1 protein-coding gene is annotated in these 222 nt (G+C 58.1%); it reads left to right on the top strand.

Going from position 1 to position 222, the window contains the following annotated elements; all coding sequences use genetic code 11:
* A partial coding sequence (locus tag BEG40_RS21645; RefSeq protein ID WP_286135174.1) for a pyridoxal-dependent decarboxylase occupies positions 1 to 222 on the top strand: 222 nt, incomplete at both ends.

Below are 222 nucleotides of genomic sequence, written 5' to 3'. Positions count from 1 at the left end.
CCGGTAACTATGAGTTCCCGCAACCGCTGCACGATGCGCTGGATAAATTCCAGGCCGACACCGGGATCGATATCGATATGCACATCGACGCCGCCAGCGGTGGCTTCCTGGCACCGTTCGTGGCTCCTGATATTGTCTGGGACTTCCGCCTGCCGCGCGTGAAATCAATCAGTGCTTCAGGTCATAAATTTGGTCTGGCTCCGCTCGGCTGCGGCTGGGTTA

Source organism: Escherichia sp. MOD1-EC5495, from assembly GCF_002965965.1.
GTDB lineage: Bacteria > Pseudomonadota > Gammaproteobacteria > Enterobacterales > Enterobacteriaceae > Escherichia > Escherichia ruysiae.
The sequence above is the reverse complement of the archived record's forward strand: the minus strand, read 5'-3'. Positions and strand labels throughout refer to the sequence as shown.